The organism is Agaribacter marinus (assembly GCF_030160655.1).
GTDB classification, from domain to species: domain Bacteria; phylum Pseudomonadota; class Gammaproteobacteria; order Enterobacterales; family Alteromonadaceae; genus Glaciecola; species Glaciecola marina.
Map to the genome: position 1 here is coordinate 202,663 of NZ_BSOT01000019.1, position 16,838 is coordinate 219,500.

Here is a 16,838-nt window from a genome sequence, read left to right on the forward strand (position 1 = left end):
TGATGCAAAAGACCTTTTCCAATATTATTTTTTTTGTCGCCCTAATCGCTGTATTCCTTGTTGCGATACTACTCAACAATCTGTTGTTTAAAGGCGTGAGTGTTGATTTAACCGAGAATAAAGTTTACTCACTGTCAAGTGGGACTAAAGACATACTGTCAGAGTTAGAGGAGCCAGTGAATCTATATTTTTTCTTCTCTGATGATGCTAGCAAAGGGATGACTGCCATCCGGAATTATGCGGTACAAGTTGAAACATTGCTGAAGAAATACGAGCAGCTAGCAGGTGGTAAAATAAACCTTGAAATAGTGGATCCTGCGCCTTTTTCGGAAGACGAGGATAGGGCGGCTACGTTTGGCTTAACTGCGGCAACAGTGGGTAGCGCTGGTGAAAGCATCTATTTTGGTTTAGCTGGCACCAATGCGCTAGATGATGCAATGGTTATCGGTTTTTTTGACCCCTCAAAAGAATCGTTTCTAGAATACGATATTAGTAAACTCGTCCATCAATTGAGTAGCCCCGAATTAGCTAAAGTCGCTATTGTTACTAGCTTAGCGTTAGAAGGTGGTCAAAACCCCATGACCGGTCAGCAAGACCCGCCAAATGTCATATTTACGCAGTTGTCTCAGTTATTTGATGTAACACTTGTAAACGAAGTTGAAGATACACTACCAGAAGACTCACAAGTATTGATTCTATGGCACCCTCAGAATGTTTCCGATGCCTTACTATACAATATTGATCAGTATTTGCTTAAAGGCGTTAAGGCAATTGCATTTATCGATCCTCATTTTGAATCGGATCAAATGTCACCGATGGGGGCAGTCGGCGCAAATAGTTCATTAACGAGTGTGTTGGGTAAGTATGGTATTAGCGTTAAGGATGATGAGTTGATATTAGATGCACAACTCGGCTTAGAGATTCGAGGTCAGCAAAACAATGTCGTTCGGCATGTTGGGTATTTGGGCTTGGGCAATGCACAGATTAATAGTGACGACATTACAACCGCAGATTTAGACACGCTTAATGGTGCTTCATTTGGTGCTGTTACGATAGACGCCGATAATACGCTATCGTTGATGCCTCTCATATCGAGTTCAGAAAATACGTTCACAATAAATACAAATGACTATGCAACACAGCGGTCTCCGGACGCTTTGTTAGACCTTGCCTCGCCATTTGATCAACAAGCTGTTTTAGCTGCGCGTGTTACGGGTAAGGTCACTTCCGCTTATACTGATAACGTAGAGGCACAGAAAGATGGTTTTATTGGTGAATCTGAGGACTTCAATATTGCCGTTATCGCCGATGCTGATTTGTTGGCGGATAGATTTTGGGTGCAACAAAGTAGTTTCTTTGGACAAACGGTTTACTCGCCTTTTGCTAATAACGGCGATTTTGTTACTAACTTAGTTGAAAATTTTGCCGGGAGCGAAGGTTTAATTGGTATTCGTAGTCGAGGCACTTTTGCGCGCCCCTTTGATAAGGTTCAAGCCTTGGCGGTTCAAGCGGAAGAGAAATTCAGAGAACAAGAGCAATTGCTACAAGCGCAACTCGAACAAACAGAAGCACAATTGGCCCAAATTCAGAGTCAACAAACGGATAGTTTGACGATATCGCCTGAGCAACAGGCGGCGATTGATGAGTTTATCGCTCAACGAGTAAATATTCGGAAAGCGTTGCGAGATGTGCAATTCCAATTAGACAAAGACATTGACTCATTGGGTAATAAGCTGGCTATATTGAATATTGTTGTAGCGCCACTTGCTTTGGTTTTGTTGTTGTTTTTAACCGCGCGCCTATTTAGCAAACGCGCACCTGTCGCTAAACAATAGGAGGATGTTATGCAGAAGCAATTAATTGCAATACTTATTGTGCTAGTTGTTTTGGTCGCGGGCGCTGTGTTGTCTTTGAATATGGAGCAGAAAGATATTGATCCCGCAGATGACTCAAATCAAGCACTCATCAATGCGAGTTTTCGCGATGCTGACCTTATCGCTGTGCGCATAGAAAATGCTGGTGGTCTTCTTTTTCAAGCGAGCAAGCAAACTGACAATAATACTTGGTATGCAACGCACCTCGCAGACGACTTACCATACCCTATTGAAAAGTCCTTACTTGCCTCGTTTGTTCAAACATCAATGGATGCAAATTTAGTGGAGGCTAAGAGTAAACGTGCTGAAAATCGCGCGCGTTTAGGACTCTCTGCAATTACCGAGTCTGACTCGGCAGCGACTTTGGTTAATCTCGAGTTTTCAACGGGTAAGGTAGCGCTACTGTTAGGTAATCAAGCCAGTATCCAAAATGGTCAGTATTTAAGGTACGCTGATGAAAGCCAAATGTGGCTGACGGATAAATCCTTTAGTTTGCCATCTGACCAGTATGCTTGGCTCTCACCAAACATGCTAAATCTTGAGTTAGCAGATGTTAAATCACTTAAACGACTTGGAGATGAAACTGCTTGGGTTATACGATCCAAAGAGCCAGCAGATACGGGTGATTCTGGTTTTGTACTTGAAAACTTTAACGAGGAAGAAGATGAATTGCGCTTTGCTTCAATCGTAGATGACGTTGTTGAAAGTGTTATGTCGCTCGACTTTATTTCAGTGAGCACAATGACAGCGGAACAGTGGCAAGACAATGCAATTTTAGCGTCTTACGAGATTGAAGATATTCAGGGAAATATTCATTCGCTCAGACTAATACAGGAAAGCGAGCGGTATTTTGCACATTTTAATACCCATGGAGAACAAGCCTATGTAAATGAGTGGGTGTATGAGCTTCAGGATTATCAAGCACGTGAATTGCTCAAAACCTTTGATGATTTTTTGGTTGAAAAACCTGTCGAGGCTGAATAGTTTCAGCTTGTTATTACTATGTGCTAATTTGAGTTAGGCGAATAAACGCAATTACTAGGTTTATAAATGAGGATCAAAAGGAGCCGGCTTAAGTTTATTCACTTTATTGCGACCACCATGGTAGAGTTAAATAAAAGACGTATATACTTTATATTTGTGCTTAACTTACTTTCTTGTTGATGTTCGTTATTTAGGCGAGATATTACAAACAAACGGAACTAACCTATGAGAGCGGGTCCTTCAATCTTTCTATTCATGTGCCTTTTTACATGTGTTTCTTTTAACAGTCTAGCGGAATCTCCCATCGCATTTGCAATACACGGAGGTGCTGGAACTATTACTAAAGCTAACTTAACGAGTGAAAAAGAACAGGAATACCGCGCCAAATTAAGAGAATCGGTCACCGCAGGTTATGCGGTGTTGAAACAAGGCGGGACTAGCGAAGAGGCAGTCATTAAGGCGATTCAAATCATGGAAGAATCGCCTTTGTTTAACGCGGGTGTTGGCGCCGTATTTACGTGGGATGAAAATCATGAACTCGATGCGTCTATCATGCGAGGGCAGGACAAACAGGCTGGGGCAGTCGCCGGAGTTAAAAACATCAAAAGTCCTATTGCTGCTGCTCAGGCGGTAATGAATGAATCAGTGCATGTCATGCTCAGTGGGAAAGGGGCAGATGATTTTGCTCGGCAGCAAGGATTGGCAATGGTCGAGAATAGCGTTTTCAATACTAAGCGCCGCAAAGATGCACTCAAAAAGGTAAAAGCGAACATACTGAGCAATGACCATGCTATGTACCTTAGCCCCGATGTTGTTGATTATAAGTTTGGTACCGTTGGCGCAGTAGCCCTCGATAAACATGGGAATCTTGCCGCAGGCACGTCAACCGGAGGGATGACTGCAAAGCGCTGGGGGCGTATAGGTGACTCTCCCATTATCGGCGCTGGAACTTGGGCTGATAACGAGAGTTGCGCCGTATCAGCGACGGGGCATGGCGAGTATTTTATTCGTCATCAGGTTGCTGCGGATATTTGTAGTCGAGTGAAATACAGCAATAAAACGATATTAGAAGCCGGGCATGAAGTCATTCACAAGGTACTTTCGCCTGATGCTGGCTCCGGCGGCGTCATTATTATCGATACACAGGGAAACATTGCTATGCCATTTAACTCCGCTGGCATGTATCGAGCAAGTGTCGATGTCGAGGGGAGGGTGAGTGTTCAGATTTACGCGGAGTAGTGTGTTCAAGGCTTTAGTAGTATGTATCAACCTCAGCTCATTATTCCTTGTTGCCATGCCATCACGGCTGCTTGGGTTCGGTCGCGGAGTTGCAGTTTACTTAAAATATTGCTTACATGGCTGCGCACCGTTTTGATACTGATAAACAACTGTTCACTTATTTCTGTATTGTTTAAGCCTTGTGCTATTAGTTTCAAAATAGCCTGCTCTCGCTCTGTTAGAGAGATGAAAGGATCAATGGCAGGTTTGTAGTGCTCTTTCAAAATACGATTTGCGACAATTGGCGACAGAACCGTTTGCTTATTTGCGGCTTTGACGATTGCGTCCACTAGGTCAACAGGGCTTACGTCCTTCAACAAGTATGATAAAGCCCCCGACGCTAATGCTGGAAAAATGTAATCATCTTGATAGTAAGACGTCAGGATAATTATTTCGCAGTTTGGTATTTGTTGTTTTATTGCTTCTGTTGCTTCAATGCCGCTATGATGATGCTCAAGCTGTAAGTCCATTAGAATTACATCTGGTTTTATCGTTTTGGCTACCGAGATTGCAGACTTTGAAGAATCTGCTTCGCCAACAATGCGTATATTTTCCTGCGTGTTGATAAAGCTATTGATGCCTTGGCGAACTATTTCATGATCATCCACTGTCATAACGCGAATAATTTTCACACTGTATCCTCTGTTAAGGGTACTTGTATTGCTATGCTAAAACCAATTTCATCATGCGTTTCAATCAATAAGGTTCCAGCATTGAACTCAACGTTTGATTTTAGTATTTTTAGACCTTGACCCAATGAGGTACAACTAGCATTGTTACCGTTGTCTTGAATACTTAGATATATCGTTTTTTTGTCCATCCAAACGTTTATTGATACTTCTGTCGCGTTACTGTGCTTATGTATATTCTGCAAAGCTTCCCTTGTCGCTTGGTTACATATTTCGCGGATAGGCGCAGGGAGTTTGAGTTCGGTATCTAAGGTAATTTCATACTCAACAGTTAATGAATGCACGGCCTGCCAGTCCTGTATTAAGTTTTCAAGTTGGTTTCTTATTGGTGTGTTTGTTTCTGGGCGGTGCAATGTTGAGACCAAGGCGTTTATTTTGTCAAAAATAGCTTGGTTTTGCTTAGCAATTAAATCAATCAGGGATTTAGTTTGTGCAGTGTCTGATTCTAATACTTGACGGCAAGTTGCTAAATTGAGGTTATTGGCAAACAACTGCTGTTTAACTGTATCATGTAGTTCGGCCGCCAGTACATTGCGGTGTTGTAGTATGTGTAGTTGATGGTCTGCTTGAATATTTTTTGCTAGCTCATCTGCCATCTTATTAAGGCGGCGAAAGCTTATCCCCAATTCGTCATTACTAGACAGCTCAATTTTATGATGCAATTCCCCCTTTGACCAAAAGGCAATCGTTGTGTAAAGGTGGTTTAGGCGATACTTTAACTGCTTACCCGCAAAAAAAATGATACAGAAGCCACAAGGTAAAACAAATATTAATGGTATCAATGAATTGATGAGTGCGTCGGGGAATAGATGATTTTGCAAAAAGTGTAAATTAGTTGATTCAAATTGCGCGTCAGGCCATTGTAGTAAAAACATTGCTATTGCGCTGATTTGACTTTCAGAGTTTATTATCGGGCGAATGTAAACGTGATTCTTGTCATATCTCTCTAGGCCAGTGTTATAGTGCCCAACTATGCTATCACTTAAGTCATCACGCGAACGAATTGGTACCTGAGCGCCTACGTCACCCTCAACAAAGGAAAAATCTCCGACTTGTGCTAGTAGTGTCGAATCCTTTGAAATTAATGCGACACCATTTACGTCAACCTCATACTCTCTGTTATTAAAAGAAAATGACATGCTTGGCTGGGTAAAAACATTACCCAATTGCTGTTCCATCATCATTTTGTTTTCGTCGTTTTTTACAATTTGTTCTAATTTTGCTTGTACTTTGTTGAACCACGCATCTAATTCAATATTTGGTTGTGTGTTCCGATCAATCATGAAGATTTGGGCAATATAGAACATAAGCGATAACAAATACGCGACGACTGTCAGTGCCAAGGTTAGCTTGAACGTTAATGATTGATAAAACTTAATTTTAGTCATAGTACTTATTTGTGATTACGTCGCTCCAACCTTACTTCATTCTTAGCTTCATTTCATCGGTCTAGAGACCTAGATAAGATCATCATCCAAACCGATGCATAAAGGCTTATATTACTTTTTAATATTTGTATTACTGAATAAATAAGCCAATGAATATGAATGTAATAGAGTTTAATCAGGTATCAAAGTCCTTCCAGTATCACAAAGTGTTAAGCGATGTCACTTTTTCAGTTGCTCAAAATAGTGTTTTTGGCTTTTTAGGCAATAACGGCGCGGGTAAGTCTACAGTAATCAAGTTGATGCTTGGTATGCTCAACCCTAGTCATGGTGAAATTAGACTATTTAATCAACCTGTGAAACAGGTACTTCCCGCTGGTTTTGTGAACATTGGATGTATCGTTGATACGCCCGTTTTGTATGAAAATTTAACAGCGAGCGAGTTTCTTTCATTTTCTCAAAGATTAAAAAACCTTCCACGCAAAGAAATTGAGCGTGTGCTAGAAGTCGTCGACCTTTCAGCTTATAAAAAACAGTCAATATCCGGCTATTCCTTGGGTATGAAACAACGGCTGGCCATTGCCAACACGCTTTTAGGATCACCAAAGTTGCTGATATTAGATGAGCCAACTAATGGCTTAGATCCCCAAGGTATGCAAGACATGCGTGAATTACTTAAATATTTGCCGGAAAGAGCAGGGTGTACTGTTTTTGTGTCAAGTCACCTGCTATCGGAAATTGAGAGAATAGCAAGCCATATCGCTGTAATTCATGGGGGAGAAATCGTTAAACAAGACAGTTTAGACAATTTGAAGGGCACAAGTGGTGAGCTGAGGATTTCTTGCCTAGCACTTTCAAAAGCAAATGTCGTTTTATCGAATGCCAATTTCCATTGCTCTTCTGACCAAGATGGAGATTTGTTGGTATCCAAAGTCACACGAGAAGAATGCGCTCAGGTGCACCATTTACTATCGAAGAACAAAGTGGATTTTTGGCAGTCGAGCTTTTGCCAACAGTCTTTAGAAAATGTGTTTATGAAAGTAAGCCACCAGAAGGCAGCAAGTTAACGGTAATTAAGGACTTTTTCGCATGATGGCGACAAAATTACTATTGATTGAACTGACTAAATTGAAACGATCACAAGCACTTTTAATGACTTTTTTATGTCCGTTGAGTATTGTGGGCTTACAGTTTTTGATGGTACTTGAACGTGGTGGCAGAGTAGTTGCTGAAAAAGGCTGGATAAGCTATTGGTATGGAGTGACCAACCTTTGGTACATGTTAATGTTACCACTATTTGTAGCGCTTATTACGACCTTGATTAACGCTACAGAGCACAGAAGTAACGGTTGGCGATTTATGGCGACGATGCCAGTTAAACGGTGGCAGTTATTTGTTGTAAAAGCCTTTATTAGTTGGCTATGCATTGGATTTGCTGTTGCATTGATGTATCTATTTGCAAGCGCTAGTATTTTATGTTTGATCTTAATTGGATATGAAGCAACAACACCTTTCTCTGCTCCCTTTGTATTCGATTTGCCGAAAGTGATGCTTTCAATTGTACCAATTGTGGTGATTGGTCATATTGTTAGCTGGTTGTTTAGCAGCATAGTGCTACCCCTAGTTATTGGTATCACCATGACGGTTATCGCTGTCACTGTTGCCAACTCAACATACTGGCTATATGACCCATGGACTTATCATTTGGCTGTCACCTTGTTCAGTTATGATGATTCCTCTAACCTAGCTTCTATATGGGGGGGAGTGTTCGGTTTAACGTTGCTAAGCGTCGGCGCTACAATACTAAATAAGCGGGATATAGTGGACTAGGAACTACCTAGTGTGTATCTAATACTCATTCAGGTATTGTCTAAAAAAACTGATGCCCAGTTTTTCCGCGTGAGATATGTTTCGTTCGGGTATACCTTCGGGGTTTGGGTAATGCTTAAGTACGCGACTTAATGAGTCTTCTCTGAGTATATGGATAAGCGGGTACGGTGAGCGATTAGTGTAATGGCTAGGACTATCTGGGGGCTCACCTTCAAATAGATAGTTGGGATGGAAGCTAGCAAACTGATAAATACCTTCAAATTCAGCTTTTTTGGCAACGAAATTGACTTCCTCAAGTAAATCTAGATAGCGCTGAAAGTCATCAAACCCTTTCGTAAAAGCGAGTAAAGTTGTATCTATTTGGCTACTATCATGCGCAGTTAACGCATCACATTCTTTTAACACGTCTGAAACAGCCGCAGTTAGCGACGTGTTATCGGATAAGGTGAGCTTTATTCGTTGCTTTATTCTAACGTTTTTTGCGAAAGGACAAAAGTTTTGGCCTATAATCACCTCATCTAGCCACGTATATATTTTTTTCTCTATCGTCGGTGCAGACATGTGCGGCTTTATTCCGAATGAAACTTTACGTAGGCTTCCAATGTGTTTTCAATAAGGCTCGCTACTGTCATTGGACCTACGCCGCCAGGAACAGGTGTAATCCACCCCGCGTGTTTTTTCGCTACGTCGAAGTCCACATCCCCCGTTAGGGAACCATCCTCTAGGCGGTTTATGCCAACGTCAATTACAATAGCGCCTATCTTAATCCAATCGCCAGGGATAAATTTAGGTTTGCCTACGGCAACCACTAAAAGATCTGCTTGTTTTACCAATTCGGACAAATTGCGAGTGAATTTGTGACATGTGGTCACAGTGCAACCCGCAAGCAATAATTCGAGGCCCATTGGACGCCCTACAATATTTGAAGCGCCGACGATAACTGCATGCATTCCTTTGATTGGTTTTTTTGTCGACTCAATCATTGTCATGATGCCCTTAGGTGTACAAGGGCGTAACGCTGGCATACGCTGCGCTAGACGACCGATGTTGTATGGGTGAAAACCGTCAACATCTTTATGTGGATGAATGCGTTCTAATATCGGATCAGGGTCCAAACCTGCGGGTAAAGGTAGTTGTAGCAATATGCCATCTATTTCAGCATCTCCATTTAACTCATCGACGAGGGCTAAAAGAGATTCCTGTGCGGTGTCAGGTGGTAATTTGTACTCTTTTGAAACGAAGCCTACTTCTGCACACGCTTTTGTTTTATTTGCCACATACACTTGTGACGCAGGATTTTCGCCTACCAATATTACCGCTAGTCCGGGAGTGCGACGTTCTGCTTCTTTTATATTATCGACAGATACTTTAATGGTTTCTCTTACTTGTTTGGCAATCTGCTTGCCATTGATTAGTTGTGCGCTCATTTAGGATAGGGAAGGATGTCTCAAAAAGTTGGGCTATTGTACCTTGTTGTTAGATCAAATAACAAATGCTGCCAATGGTTAAGAATAAAAATAAATCAATACTTGTTTGCTTTTTCAACATATTAAAAAAAACCACTTTTGCTATCAAAAAATGTTTGACGCCATGGCATCATCTCGGTAATATGCGCCCCCCGTAGCGGTAGAGCTTTTACCGTTACAGCAAACAGTCGGTGAGTGGCGCAGCTTGGTAGCGCACTTGGTTTGGGTCCAAGGGGTCGTAGGTTCAAATCCTATCTCACCGACCACTTTTTGCTTGAAAGTGATTACAGCGCGTGCGTAGCTCAGCTGGATAGAGCACCCGCCTTCTAAGCGGGTGGTCGCAGGTTCGAATCCTGCCGGACGCGCCAGCAAAAAGATTATGTGAAAGAAGAAACAGTGGTGGGCGTAGCTCAGTTGGTAGAGCCCCGGATTGTGATTCCGGTTGTCGTGGGTTCAAATCCCATCGTCCACCCCATCTTCTCTAATATTTATGCGGAAGTGGTGGAATTGGTAGACACGCTGGATTTAGGTTCCAGTGCTTCACGGCGTGAGAGTTCAAGTCTCTCCTTCCGCACCATCTCTTAAATGCTCCAGATTTATCGGTGAGTGGCGCAGCTTGGTAGCGCACTTGGTTTGGGTCCAAGGGGTCGTAGGTTCAAATCCTATCTCACCGACCATCTTCTTCAAATAAATTAAACATCTACGATTTTTGAGTTTTATTTTCAGCGTTTTTTAGTAAAGTTTCGAAAATGTGGGGTCAAATAACATTTAATGATAAAAATTATGTGTTATTCAATCAAACTTCTCGACTCTGCTATTCTCACTCTGTATAATCTGGCGTCTTTTTTATAACGGGGCGTTTGTTTCGCGCCCATTAATGTAGCTTCAGATTAGCTACTTAATATGTCACAAAGCGCAGAAAACGCGCACAGTTGAGGTAGAATAATGCAAGTGTCTGTAGAGACTACTCAAGGATTAGAACGCCGTGTGAATATCACGGTCCCTGCTGAATCTATTGATTCGGCAGTTAAAGCTCGTTTACAACAATTAGCAAAAACACAACGAATTAATGGTTTCCGTCCGGGTAAGGTTCCTGTAAGTGTCATTAAAAAGCGTTTTGGTGCAGCTGTGCGTCAAGAAGTCGCTGGTGATGTGATGCAACAACACTTCTATCAAGCAATAATGCAAGAGAAAATTAATCCAGCGGGTATGCCATCATTTGATCTTGTGAAGGACGAAGATGGGGCTGATTTTGAATTTGCTGCAGTTTTTGAAGTATACCCTGATGTTGAAGTAAAGGGTATCGAGGAAGTTGAGGTTGAGAAGCCTGTTGTGACTATCAAGGCAAAAGATCTTGATGAAATGATGAAAACACTTCAAAAACAGCATGCAACGTACAAAGAAGTTAAACGTAAATCGAAGAAGGGCGATAAGTTAACAATCGATTTTGTTGGTACGATTGACGGTGAAGAATTTGAAGGCGGAAAAGCTGAAGACTTCCCTCTCGAACTTGGCAAGAGTCAAATGATTCCAGGCTTCGAAGAACCAATAATTGGTGCTAAAGTTGGTGAGGAAGTTGTGGCAGATGTTACTTTTCCTGAAGACTATCATGCAGAGACATTAAAAGGTAAAGACGCGCAATTTACTATTACCGTTAAAAAGGTCGATGGTCTTAACCTTCCAAAGGTGGACGAAGAGTTCGCTAAGTTATTTGGTGTAGAAGACGGTGGTGTCGATGCATTGAAAGAAGAAGTTAAAAAGAACATGCAACGTGAGCTAGATCAGACACTGAAATCAACAACTAAAGAGAATGTGATTGCTGGTTTACTTGCGAAAAACGAAATTGATTTACCTCAAGCCCTGATTGACCAAGAAGTTAATGCACTGCGTGAACAAGCAAAACAACGTTTTGAACAGCAAGGTAACGGACAAAATGTCCCTGATTTGCCCGCTGACTTGTTTGCTGATAATGCAAAACGCCGCGTTAGCATTGGTCTAATATTAGGCGAAATCATCAAGCAAGAAAAATTAGAGGTTGAAGAATCTCGAGTTGACGCCATTATAGAGTCAACAGCGTCTGCTTATGAAGACCCTGCAGAAGTCATTGAGTATTACAAAGGCAATAAAGAACTTTTACAACAAGTTCAAAACCTTGCGCTAGAAGAACAAGCGATTGATAAGGTATTAGAAAAAGCCAAAGTGAAAGAAGTTAAAAAAGCGTTTGATGACGTAATGAACAAAAAGGCATAATTTATTGTCAGAGTCATTGACTTAACTCCTTTTAAACTGATTAAATGCTCGGACTGTCCGAGCATTTTTTTTATGTAGACTAAATTTAAAAGAGCGCAAATGAATAAAGAGATTTTTGATCGAACGAACGCATTAGTCCCAATGGTGATTGAACAAACCGCAAGAGGTGAACGTTCATTTGATATTTACTCACGGTTATTGAAAGAAAATGTTATTTTTCTTGTTGGCCAAGTAGAAGACCATATGGCTAACCTAATCGTGGCGCAAATGCTTTTCTTAGAAGCTGAAAATCCTGAAAAAGATATTTACTTATATATAAATTCGCCTGGTGGGTCTGTAACTGCAGGTATGGCAATTTATGATACAATGAAATTTATCAAACCAGATGTGAGCACTGTTTGCATTGGTCAGGCGGCAAGTATGGGAGCTTTCTTACTCTCTGGCGGAACGAAGGGTAAACGATATTGTTTGCCAAATGCTAGAGTGATGATTCATCAGCCTTTAGGTGGTTTTCAGGGACAGGCGTCCGATTTTGAAATTCACGCAAAGGAAATCCTGTCTATAAAAGAGAAGATGAATCGTTTAATGGCGGAACATACGGGTCAAGATTACGAAAAAGTGTCACAGGATACTGACAGGGACAACTTCTTAAGTGCGCAAGAGTCTGTAGATTATGGATTGGTTGATGCTGTACTTAATAGCAGATCGGAAGTTGGTAAAGAAGATTAATAGGTTTTCTGAAATCTAGAAAATACTAAATTATATAGGCGAGTATTATGAGTGATGACCATACCAAAGAGGGCGATAATAAATTACTTTATTGTTCTTTCTGCGGTAAAAGCCAGCATGAAGTTCGTAAGCTGATTGCTGGTCCATCTGTATTTATTTGTGATGAATGCGTTGAATTGTGTAACGACATTATCCGCGAAGAAATTAAGGAAATTTCTCCGAAAGGAAAAGCTGATGCCCTTCCTACGCCAAATGAAATACACAAACACTTGGACGACTATGTTATCGGACAAGAGCATGCGAAAAAGGTGTTGTCGGTAGCAGTATACAATCACTATAAACGTCTGAAAAACGGCGATGTTCACAATGGAGTTGAGCTTGGTAAGAGTAATATTTTGCTTATCGGTCCTACCGGCAGCGGTAAAACACTATTGGCAGAAACACTTGCTAGGTTCTTGGATGTTCCCTTTACCATGGCAGATGCTACGACGTTGACTGAAGCAGGTTATGTTGGTGAAGATGTTGAGAATATCATTCAAAAGCTACTTCAAAAGTGTGATTACGATCCTGAAAAGGCGCAACGCGGCATTGTTTATATTGATGAGATTGATAAAATTTCGCGCAAATCAGATAACCCTTCCATCACAAGAGACGTATCTGGTGAGGGGGTACAACAAGCCTTACTTAAGTTGATTGAAGGAACAATAGCGTCTGTGCCACCTCAGGGCGGGAGAAAGCATCCGCAACAAGAATTTTTGCAAGTTGACACAAGTAAAATTTTATTTGTTTGTGGCGGTGCATTTGCAGGACTTGAAAAAGTCATTGAGCAGCGCTCAGCAAAAGGCACTGGGATTGGCTTTGGCGCCGAGGTTAAATCTACTGACAACAAAAAGGCACTTTCGACCTTATTCAAAGAGGTTGAGCCTGAAGACTTAGTAAAATATGGCCTCATTCCTGAATTCATCGGGCGATTACCAGTAGTCACTAGTTTAGAAGAGTTGAGCGAAGAGTCGCTAATTCAAATTTTAACCGAGCCAAAGAATGCAATTACAAAACAATATGCAGCTTTATTTTCACTTGAAGACACTGAACTTGAGTTTCGCGAAGATGCATTACGTGCTATTGCACAAAAGGCTATACATCGAAAGACTGGTGCGAGAGGACTGCGTTCTATCGTTGAGGCTGTTTTATTAGAGACGATGTACGATTTGCCATCAAATAGTGAGGTGGCCAAAGTTGTTGTTGATGAGGCGGTGATCAAAGGTGAGTCAAAACCTATCTTGATGTATGAAGGTGGCAGCGATAAAAAGGCTGTTTCTGAGTAACAATTAAAAGGGTCATTTATGACCCTTTTTTGCATCCCATATTTGAACTTTGTTTTCACGTCCCCATATAAAAAGCAATAGCGTAAATTAGAGAGAAAAATGACTGAGAAAAATTTACTCAGAAGTATGCCAGTATTGGCGTTAAGAGATGTCGTTGTATATCCTCATATGGTAATTCCATTATTTGTGGGACGAGAGAAGTCTATTCAATGCCTTGAAGCTGCAATGGACAATGACAAAAAAGTATTTTTAGTCGCACAGAAAGAAGCAAGTGTCGATGATCCCGAAATTTCGGATGTATTCACTGTTGGAACCGTTGCCACTATCCTCCAATTATTAAAACTCCCTGATGGCACCGTAAAGGTACTCGTTGAGGGGAGTATTAGAGCGCAAACAGAAGAATTTGTGGAAACAGAACCTTTCTTCGTTGCAGATGTGTCGTTAATTGATGATGTTCAAATGGACGAAGCTGAGCAAGAAGTACTAATACGTTCAGCGGTATCTCAGTTTGAAGGTTATGTAAAGCTCAATAAGAAAATTCCACCTGAAGTGTTAACTTCTCTTAATGGTATCGAGGATGCCGCGAGATTAGCAGATACAATGGCTGCACATATGCCGCTTAAGCTTTCTGAAAAGCAAAAAGTACTAGAAATGAGTGGCGTTAATGAGCGTATTGAGTTTCTCATGGCACTTATGGAAGGAGAGATTGACCTTCTGCAAGTTGAGAAAAAAATAAGAACTCGCGTTAAAAAGCAAATGGAAAAAAGCCAACGTGAGTATTATTTAAATGAGCAAATGAAAGCTATTCAAAAAGAACTCGGTGAGCTGGATGAAGCACCAGATGAATTTGACGCGTTAAGTAAAAAAATTCAAGAATCACAGATGCCTCAAGAGGCATTAGATAAAGCCAATGCTGAACTTAATAAGTTAAAGATGATGTCGCCAATGTCTGCAGAGGCGACAGTTGTTCGTTCTTATATTGACTGGCTAGTTGCCGTTCCCTGGCACAAACGTAGCCCTGTTAAACGTGATCTCGGTAAAGCTGAACTCATTTTGAATGATGACCATTATGGTCTTGAGAAAGTGAAGGAGCGTATTTTAGAGTATTTAGCAGTACAGCAGCGCGTTAAGAAACTAAAAGGGCCTATTTTATGTTTAGTTGGCCCACCAGGTGTAGGTAAGACATCGCTTGGGCAGTCAATTGCTAAGGCAACAGGACGAAAATACGTGAGGATGGCCTTGGGTGGCGTGAGAGATGAGGCTGAGATCCGTGGTCATAGACGCACCTACATAGGCTCACTTCCGGGGAAGTTGGTACAAAAAATGTCTAAAGTTGGGGTGAAAAACCCACTCTTTCTTCTCGATGAAATAGATAAAATGTCATCTGACATGCGAGGAGATCCGTCTTCAGCGCTGCTTGAAGTGCTAGACCCTGAGCAAAATTCTTCGTTTAGTGACCATTACTTAGAAGTTGATTATGATTTGTCAGATGTAATGTTTGTTGCGACTTCAAATAGTATGGATATACCTGGTCCACTACTTGATCGTATGGAAGTGATTCGACTCTCAGGTTACACCGAAGACGAAAAACTAAATATTGCTCAACGTCACTTAATAGAAAAGCAAAAAAGTAGAAATGGACTTAAAGCGAAAGAGTTAAATATAGAAGAGTCAGCAATTATCGGCATGATTCGCTATTACACACGTGAAGCTGGCGTTAGAAGTTTAGAGCGAGAAATATCGAAGGTATGTCGTAAAGCAGTTAAAAATATTCTTTTAAAGAAAGATAAAGCACCAGTAGTGGTGAATGAAGGCAATTTGAAAGATTACCTTGGAGTGCAGCGTTTTGATTATGGTAAGGCTGATAACAATAATCAAATTGGGCAAGTAACAGGTTTAGCTTGGACACAAGTAGGTGGTGACCTATTAACCATTGAAACTACATCTGTACCCGGTAAAGGTAAGACGACTGCTACTGGCTCGTTAGGTGATGTTATGCAGGAGTCGATTAAAGCTGCAATGACTGTGGTGCGTTCTCGTGCAGAAAAATTACGTATTAACGAAGATTTTTACGAAAAGCGAGATATCCATATTCATGTCCCTGAAGGTGCAACGCCAAAAGATGGCCCTAGTGCAGGTATTGGCATGTGCACTGCTTTAGTGTCTTCGCTAACAGGAAACCCAGTTAAATGTGATGTGGCGATGACGGGTGAAATTACATTAAGAGGCGAAGTATTAGCTATTGGTGGACTGAAAGAAAAGTTATTAGCAGCGCATCGCGGCGGCATAAAAACGGTTGTTATTCCACATGAGAATGAGCGTGATTTGGAAGAGATACCTGACAATGTGATCGGAGACTTAAATATTAAGCCGGTTAAATGGATAGACGAAGTGCTTGAAGTGGCGCTTGAACAGCCAGTGGAATCAGCGGGAATAGTGTCTTAAGCACTATTTTGTATGAATTATGAGCGGTGCAATATAGTTTTGAAAAAAAAACTTGGAAAAAACCATTTTTTTTCAATTTAAGGTATTCACAATGTATTTAGTTATGCTACCTTAGAAAAGTAAAGCTTGTTAATCCTTTGTAATAAAGGGTTTACGAGCTAAAGAATACTCAAATCGTCGCTGAAACATTCCTTATGGGATAACATTGTTCAACGCGGCTAATTTATTTTTGTAAAGCAATATAATAACAACGAAGGGGATCATATTGTGAATAAGACTCAAATTATCGAGAGTATCGCTAGTGATGCAGATATTTCTAAGGCTGCTGCTGGTCGAGCGCTTGATGCATTTACTAATGCGGTAACAGAGGCTTTAAAAAACGGAGACCAAGTAGCATTGGTTGGTTTTGGTACTTTTTCTGTAAGAGAGCGGGCAGCTCGTTCTGGTCGTAATCCTCAAACTGGTGAGACTATCCAGATTGCTGCTGCTAAAGTACCTTCTTTCAAAGCAGGTAAAGCGTTAAAAGATTCTTGCAACTAGTAAGTTAAAGTCCAGATTTAAAGGCGATGGTGAATACCATCGC

At 41.1% G+C, this 16,838-nt stretch carries 14 protein-coding genes and 5 tRNA genes; 15 read left to right on the forward strand and 4 right to left on the reverse strand.

What is annotated here, in order from left to right:
• Positions 1 to 2 precede the first annotated feature (2 nt).
• From QQK00_RS19745 to QQK00_RS19755, 3 genes are all read left to right on the forward strand, one after another.
• Positions 3 to 1,835: a Gldg family protein gene (locus QQK00_RS19745; protein ID WP_284219423.1), complete on the forward strand. Its 1,833-nt coding sequence runs from the start codon at positions 3 to 5 to the stop codon at positions 1,833 to 1,835.
• Between the two features lie 9 nt (positions 1,836 to 1,844).
• On the forward strand, positions 1,845 to 2,858 hold the full coding sequence (locus QQK00_RS19750) for a DUF4340 domain-containing protein (RefSeq protein ID WP_284219424.1): 1,014 nt from the start codon (positions 1,845 to 1,847) through the stop codon (positions 2,856 to 2,858).
• 255 nt (positions 2,859 to 3,113) lie between these two features.
• Positions 3,114 to 4,097, forward strand: coding sequence for an isoaspartyl peptidase/L-asparaginase family protein (locus tag QQK00_RS19755; RefSeq protein ID WP_284219514.1), 984 nt, complete (start codon positions 3,114 to 3,116; stop codon positions 4,095 to 4,097).
• Between the two features lie 32 nt (positions 4,098 to 4,129).
• On the opposite strand, the gene QQK00_RS19760 is transcribed toward QQK00_RS19755, so the two are convergent.
• Positions 4,130 to 4,768, reverse strand: coding sequence for a response regulator (locus QQK00_RS19760; protein ID WP_284219425.1), 639 nt, complete (start codon positions 4,766 to 4,768; stop codon positions 4,130 to 4,132).
• On the reverse strand, positions 4,765 to 6,213 hold the full coding sequence (locus QQK00_RS19765) for a sensor histidine kinase (RefSeq protein WP_284219426.1): 1,449 nt from the start codon (positions 6,211 to 6,213) through the stop codon (positions 4,765 to 4,767). Before QQK00_RS19765 ends, QQK00_RS19760 begins: the two co-directional genes overlap by 4 nt.
• Positions 6,214 to 6,368: 155 nt before the next feature.
• Here QQK00_RS19765 and QQK00_RS19770 point away from each other — a divergent pair, with 155 nt between their 5' ends.
• Positions 6,369 to 7,277: an ABC transporter ATP-binding protein gene (locus tag QQK00_RS19770; RefSeq protein WP_284219427.1), complete on the forward strand. Its 909-nt coding sequence runs from the start codon at positions 6,369 to 6,371 to the stop codon at positions 7,275 to 7,277.
• 22 nt (positions 7,278 to 7,299) lie between these two features.
• Positions 7,300 to 8,040, forward strand: coding sequence for an ABC transporter permease (locus QQK00_RS19775; protein ID WP_284219428.1), 741 nt, complete (start codon positions 7,300 to 7,302; stop codon positions 8,038 to 8,040).
• Positions 8,041 to 8,058: 18 nt separating this feature from the next.
• Here the strand turns inward: QQK00_RS19775 and QQK00_RS19780 are convergent, their stop codons facing one another.
• Together QQK00_RS19780 and folD are read right to left on the reverse strand one after the other, a co-directional pair.
• The gene (locus QQK00_RS19780) at positions 8,059 to 8,601 is read right to left on the reverse strand and encodes a DUF1415 domain-containing protein (RefSeq protein WP_284219429.1); all 543 of its coding nucleotides are present in this window, start codon (positions 8,599 to 8,601) and stop codon (positions 8,059 to 8,061) included.
• A gap of 8 nt (positions 8,602 to 8,609) precedes the next feature.
• Positions 8,610 to 9,467 carry a bifunctional methylenetetrahydrofolate dehydrogenase/methenyltetrahydrofolate cyclohydrolase FolD gene (gene folD / locus QQK00_RS19785; RefSeq protein WP_284219430.1) on the reverse strand — a complete coding sequence of 286 codons (858 nt, stop codon included), beginning with the start codon at positions 9,465 to 9,467 and terminating at the stop codon, positions 8,610 to 8,612.
• Positions 9,468 to 9,695: 228 nt separating this feature from the next.
• Here folD and QQK00_RS19790 point away from each other — a divergent pair.
• The 10 genes from QQK00_RS19790 to QQK00_RS19835 all read left to right on the forward strand — a co-directional run bounded on the left by QQK00_RS19790 (position 9,696) and on the right by QQK00_RS19835 (position 16,795).
• A tRNA-Pro gene (locus QQK00_RS19790) sits at positions 9,696 to 9,772 on the forward strand.
• A 25-nt stretch (positions 9,773 to 9,797) separates the two neighbouring features.
• Positions 9,798 to 9,874 (forward strand) — tRNA-Arg (locus QQK00_RS19795).
• Between the two features lie 31 nt (positions 9,875 to 9,905).
• Positions 9,906 to 9,981: transfer RNA gene (locus QQK00_RS19800), tRNA-His, on the forward strand.
• Positions 9,982 to 9,998: 17 nt separating this feature from the next.
• Positions 9,999 to 10,083, forward strand: a tRNA-Leu gene (locus QQK00_RS19805).
• 23 nt (positions 10,084 to 10,106) lie between these two features.
• A tRNA-Pro gene (locus QQK00_RS19810) sits at positions 10,107 to 10,183 on the forward strand.
• Positions 10,184 to 10,451: 268 nt separating this feature from the next.
• The gene (gene tig, locus QQK00_RS19815; protein ID WP_284219431.1) at positions 10,452 to 11,756 is read left to right on the forward strand and encodes a trigger factor; all 1,305 of its coding nucleotides are present in this window, start codon (positions 10,452 to 10,454) and stop codon (positions 11,754 to 11,756) included.
• A gap of 99 nt (positions 11,757 to 11,855) precedes the next feature.
• Positions 11,856 to 12,485 (forward strand): ATP-dependent Clp endopeptidase proteolytic subunit ClpP, encoded by a 630-nt coding sequence (gene clpP, locus QQK00_RS19820; RefSeq protein WP_284219432.1) that lies wholly within the window; start codon positions 11,856 to 11,858, stop codon positions 12,483 to 12,485.
• Between the two features lie 47 nt (positions 12,486 to 12,532).
• Positions 12,533 to 13,810, forward strand: coding sequence for an ATP-dependent protease ATP-binding subunit ClpX (clpX, locus tag QQK00_RS19825; RefSeq protein ID WP_284219433.1), 1,278 nt, complete (start codon positions 12,533 to 12,535; stop codon positions 13,808 to 13,810).
• Positions 13,811 to 13,909: 99 nt separating this feature from the next.
• Entirely contained in the window at positions 13,910 to 16,255 is a 2,346-nt protein-coding gene (gene lon, locus QQK00_RS19830; protein ID WP_284219434.1) for an endopeptidase La, read from the forward strand.
• 267 nt (positions 16,256 to 16,522) lie between these two features.
• Positions 16,523 to 16,795, forward strand: a complete 273-nt coding sequence (locus QQK00_RS19835; protein WP_284219435.1) for an HU family DNA-binding protein — start codon at positions 16,523 to 16,525, stop codon at positions 16,793 to 16,795.
• The last annotated feature ends 43 nt before the right edge of the window (positions 16,796 to 16,838 follow it).

Coding starts and splice junctions, on each gene's coding strand:
- QQK00_RS19765 (WP_284219426.1), bottom strand. CDS start 6,213: ATGACTAAAATTAAGTTTTATCAATCATTAACGTTCAAGCTAACCTTG.
- QQK00_RS19745 (WP_284219423.1), top strand. CDS start 3: ATGCAAAAGACCTTTTCCAATATTATTTTTTTTGTCGCCCTAATCGCT.
- clpP (WP_284219432.1), top strand. CDS start 11,856: ATGAATAAAGAGATTTTTGATCGAACGAACGCATTAGTCCCAATGGTG.
- lon (WP_284219434.1), top strand. CDS start 13,910: ATGACTGAGAAAAATTTACTCAGAAGTATGCCAGTATTGGCGTTAAGA.
- clpX (WP_284219433.1), top strand. CDS start 12,533: ATGAGTGATGACCATACCAAAGAGGGCGATAATAAATTACTTTATTGT.
- QQK00_RS19755 (WP_284219514.1), top strand. CDS start 3,114: ATGTGCCTTTTTACATGTGTTTCTTTTAACAGTCTAGCGGAATCTCCC.
- QQK00_RS19770 (WP_284219427.1), top strand. CDS start 6,369: ATGAATGTAATAGAGTTTAATCAGGTATCAAAGTCCTTCCAGTATCAC.
- QQK00_RS19750 (WP_284219424.1), top strand. CDS start 1,845: ATGCAGAAGCAATTAATTGCAATACTTATTGTGCTAGTTGTTTTGGTC.
- QQK00_RS19780 (WP_284219429.1), bottom strand. CDS start 8,601: ATGTCTGCACCGACGATAGAGAAAAAAATATATACGTGGCTAGATGAG.
- tig (WP_284219431.1), top strand. CDS start 10,452: ATGCAAGTGTCTGTAGAGACTACTCAAGGATTAGAACGCCGTGTGAAT.
- folD (WP_284219430.1), bottom strand. CDS start 9,467: ATGAGCGCACAACTAATCAATGGCAAGCAGATTGCCAAACAAGTAAGA.
- QQK00_RS19775 (WP_284219428.1), top strand. CDS start 7,300: ATGATGGCGACAAAATTACTATTGATTGAACTGACTAAATTGAAACGA.